Raw genomic sequence first — 4,373 nt, forward strand, 5'->3', positions numbered from 1 at the left:
TCGGCCGCCGGCGTGGCCGGTGTGATCAAGATGGTGATGGCGATGCGGCACGGGCTCGTGCCGTCCACCCTGCACGTCGACGAGCCGACGCCGAAGGTGGACTGGTCGGCCGGCGAGGTGTCGCTGGTGACCGAGGCGACGCCGTGGCCCGCGACCGACCGTCCCCGCCGGGCGGCCGTGTCGTCGTTCGGGATCTCCGGCACGAACGCGCACACCATCATCGAGGAACCGCCCGCCCCGGACGCCGCCGACCCCGCCGACACCGGGCCGGCCCCCACCGTCGCCCTGCCGGCGGTGCCCGTGCTGCTCTCCGCCCGCTCCGAGGCAGCGCTCAGCGCGCAGGCGGGTCGCTGGGCCCGGTGGCTGGAGGACGACGAGGCCCTCGGCACCGTGGACGTCGGCTGGTCGTCGGTCGTGTCGCGCTCCGCGCTGGAGCACCGGGCCGTGGTCTCCGCGACCGGCCGTGAGGAGCTGCTGGCCGGGCTGCGCGCCCTGGCCGCCGGGCAGCCGTCCGGCGCGCTGGTCGCCGGGCAGGCCGCCGACCGGGGTCCGCTCGCGGTGCTCTTCTCCGGTCAGGGCGCGCAGCGTGCCGGCATGGGCCGGGAGTTGTACGCGGAGTTCCCGGTCTTCGCCGCCGCGCTGGACGAGGTGTGCGCACAGCTCGACGCGCTGTTGCCGCGCCCGCTCAAGGAGGTGCTGTTCGCAGCCGAGGGTTCCGCCGAGGCGGAGCTGCTGGACCGGACGGTGTTCACGCAGGCGGGTCTGTTCGCGGTCGAGGTGGCGTTGTTCCGCCTGGTGGAGTCGTTCGGCGTCGCCCCCGACCTGGTCGGCGGTCATTCGATCGGCGAGGTCACGGCCGCGCATGTGGCGGGGGTGTTGTCGCTGGCGGATGCGTGTGTGTTGGTGGCGGCGCGGGGCCGGTTGATGCAGGCGTTGCCGGCCGGTGGTGGGATGTTGGCCGTTGCGGCGGCCGAGGCCGATGTGCTGGCGACGCTGGACGGCTTGACCGGTGTGGGGGTCGCGGCTGTCAACGGGCCGACGTCGGTGGTGGTCTCCGGTGCGGTGGAGGCGCTCGACGAGGTGGAGCGGGTCTGGCGTGGGCGGGGTGTGCGTACGCGCCGGTTGTCGGTGAGTCATGCGTTCCACAGCCCGTTGATGGAGCCGATGCTGGACGAGTTCCGGGTGGTCCTGGACGGGTTGACGTTCGAGGCGCCGGCGTTGCCGGTCGTGTCGAACGTGACCGGTGCGCCGGCTGACGTCGACGAGATCCGTAGTCCCGACTACTGGGCGCGGCACGTGCGGGAGGCTGTGCGTTTCGCCGACGGGGTCGCCGCGCTGCGCGCCGCCGGGGTGGACACGTTCCTGGAGATCGGCCCGCGCAGCGTGCTGACCGCGATGGTCGGCGACATCCTGCCCGCCGCCGACGGGGTGCTGGCCGTCGCCGCGCAGCGCGCCGACCGCGCCGAGGCGCGGGCCCTGCTCGCCGGCCTCTCCGAGCTGCACGTCAACGGGGTACCCGTCGACTGGGCGGCCCTCTACGCCGGCGCCGGAGCGACCCCGGTGGCCCTGCCCACGTACGCGTTCCAGCGGCAGCGCTACTGGCCCGAGCAGATGCCGGCCTCGGCCACCGGCCCGGTCAGCCCGGACGTGGTGGACGTCGAGTTCTGGTCGGCCGTCGAGCGCTCCGACGTGGCGGCCCTCGCCGCGCAGTTCGGCACCGACGGGGCGGGCGTCCTGGCCCCGGCCCTGCCGGTCCTGTCGTCCTGGCGCAAGGCGCGGCTGCGGGACGCCGTCGTCGACAGTTGGTCGTACCGGGTGGTGTGGAAGCGGACCACCGTCCCCGCACCGCTCACCCCGCCGGGACGCTGGCTGCTCGTGGAGCCCGCCGACGACGCCGCCACGACCGAGTGGGCCGGGGCGCTCGCGGGGGCGCTGAGCGCCGCCGGCGGCGAGGTGTACCGGCTGGCGGTGGACCCGCTCGCCGAGCGCGACGAGGTGACGTCGCGGCTGGCCGGCGCCGTGGGGGACACCCCGTTCACCGGGATCGTCTCCCTGCTGGGCCTGCTGGAGCGACCCCACCCCGGCCAGCCGGCGGTGCCGCTCGGCACGGCCGCCACGATGACGCTGGTGCAGGCCCTGCACGCCGCCGACGTCGCGGCACCACTGTGGATGCTCACGCGGGGCGCTGTCGGCACCGGCGACACCGACCCGGTGCGCAGCGTCGCCCAGGGCGGGCTGTGGGGCCTGGCCCGGGTCGCCGGGCTGGAACACCCGCAGCTCTGGGGCGGCCTGGTCGACCTGCCGGACGCGCCCGGGCGCGACGACTGGGACCACGCGGTGGGCGTCCTGACCGCGGGCGGCCACGAGGACCAGGTTGCCGTGCGGCCCTCCGGCGTCTTCGTGCGGCGCCTGGTGCGCGCCACGCCGGCGGCCGTCGGCACCGTCGACCGCTGGCAGCCGTCCGGCACCGTCCTCGTCACCGGCGGCACCGGGGCGCTCGGCGCGCACGTGGCCCGCTGGGCGGCGGCCAACGGCGCCGAGCACCTCGTGCTGACCAGCCGCCGCGGCGAGCACGCCCCCGGGGCGGCCGAGCTGCGCGACGAACTGACCGCGCTCGGCGCCCGGGTGAGCCTGGTCGCCGCCGACATGGCCGACCGCGCCCGTGTCGAGGCGCTGCTGCGCGACGTCGACGCCGACCCGGCGCCCCTGACCGCGGTGGTGCACGCCGCCGGGGTGGGCCAGCTGAACATGCTCGTCGACACCGACCTCGCCGGCCTGGCCGGGGTGCTCGACGGCAAGATCGCCGGCGCCGTGCACCTGGACGAGCTGCTGGGCGACCGACCGCTCGACGCGTTCGTGCTGTTCTCCTCCATCGCCGGAATCTGGGGCAGCGGCGGCCAGGCCGCGTACGCCGCCGGCAACGCCTTCCTCGACGCCCTCGCCGAGCGGCGCCGCGCCCGCGGCCTGACCGCCACCGCCGTGGCGTGGGGCCCCTGGGCCGACGGCGGCATGGCCAGCGGCGAGGGGCAGGAACTGCTGGCCCGCCGTGGCCTCAGCCCCATGTCGCCGGCCCAGGCCGTGTACGCGCTGCGCAGCGCCGTCGGCCGGGCCGGGCCGGCGGTGACCGTGGCGGACGTCGACTGGTCCCTGTTCACCCCGGCGTTCGCCGCCGCCCGCGCCCGCCCCCTGCTCGACGACATCGCCGAGGCGCGCGACGCCCTGCGCGTGGTCGACGCGGAACCGGAGGGGACCGTCGGCGGCGGGCTGCGGCAGCACCTGCTGACGCTGCCCCGCGCCGAGCAGGACCGCCACCTGACCGAGCTCGTACGCACGCACACCGCCGCCGTGCTCGGCCACTCCGGCACCGAACTGGTCAAGGCCAACCGGGCGTTCAAGGAACTCGGCTTCGACTCGCTGACCGCCGTCGAGCTGCGCAACCGGCTCGGCGCCGCCACCGGCCTCAACCTGCCCACCACCCTGGTCTTCGACTACCCGAACCCGGCCGCCCTCGCCGACCACCTGTCGGCGACGCTGCGCCTGCACGAGGTCGAGACCGTCACCGCCTGGGGCCCCGCCGGGCCGGTCGACGACGACCCGATCGTCATCGTCGGCATGAGCTGCCGCTACCCGGGCGGCGTGGCCAACCCGGACGACCTGTGGGAGCTGGTCGCCACCGGGCGCGACGGCATCAGCGGCTTCCCCGACGACCGCCACTGGGACATGGGCCGGCTGCTGGCCGTCGACGCCGACGGGCAACCCGTCTCACACACCCGCGAGGGCGGCTTCGTCGACGGCGCCACCACATTCGACCCGGGCTTCTTCGGCATCTCGCCGCGCGAGGCCGTCGCCATGGACCCGCAGCAGCGGCTGCTGCTGGAGGCGTCCTGGGAGGCCATGGAGCAGGCCGGCATCGACCCGGAGGAGCTGCGCGGCAGCCGTACCGGCGTCTTCGTGGGCGCCTCCCCGTCGGGCTACGGCACCACCGACACCCCGGCCGAGCTGGCCGGCTACCAGCTCACCGGCGGCGCGCACAGCGTCATCTCGGGCCGGGTGTCGTACACCTTCGGGCTGGAGGGCCCGGCGGTGACGGTCGACACCGCCTGCTCGTCCTCGCTGGTGGCTGTGCACCTGGCCGCCCAGGCGCTGCGCGGCGGCGAATGCGACATGGCGCTGGCAGGCGGCGTCACCGTCATGGTGACGCCCGGCGCCTTCGTCGAGTTCTCCCGCCAGGGCGGCCTCGCCCCGGACGGGCGCTGCAAGTCCTTCGCCGCCGACGCCGACGGCACCGGCTGGTCGGAGGGCGTCGGCGTGCTGCTCGTCCAGCGCCTCTCCGACGCCCGGCGGCAGGGCCGCCAGGTGCTCGCCGTGCTCGC

Annotated in this window: 1 protein-coding gene; it reads left to right on the forward strand. The window is 76.0% G+C overall.

Features of this window, described 5'->3' with window-relative positions:
• Positions 1-4,373, forward strand: a 4,373-nt coding sequence (locus HA073_RS30120; protein WP_166457857.1) for a type I polyketide synthase, incomplete at both ends; no start/stop codon positions are given.

Source organism: Micromonospora sp. CMU55-4 (genome assembly GCF_011602315.1).
Lineage (GTDB): Bacteria > Actinomycetota > Actinomycetes > Mycobacteriales > Micromonosporaceae > Micromonospora > Micromonospora chalcea.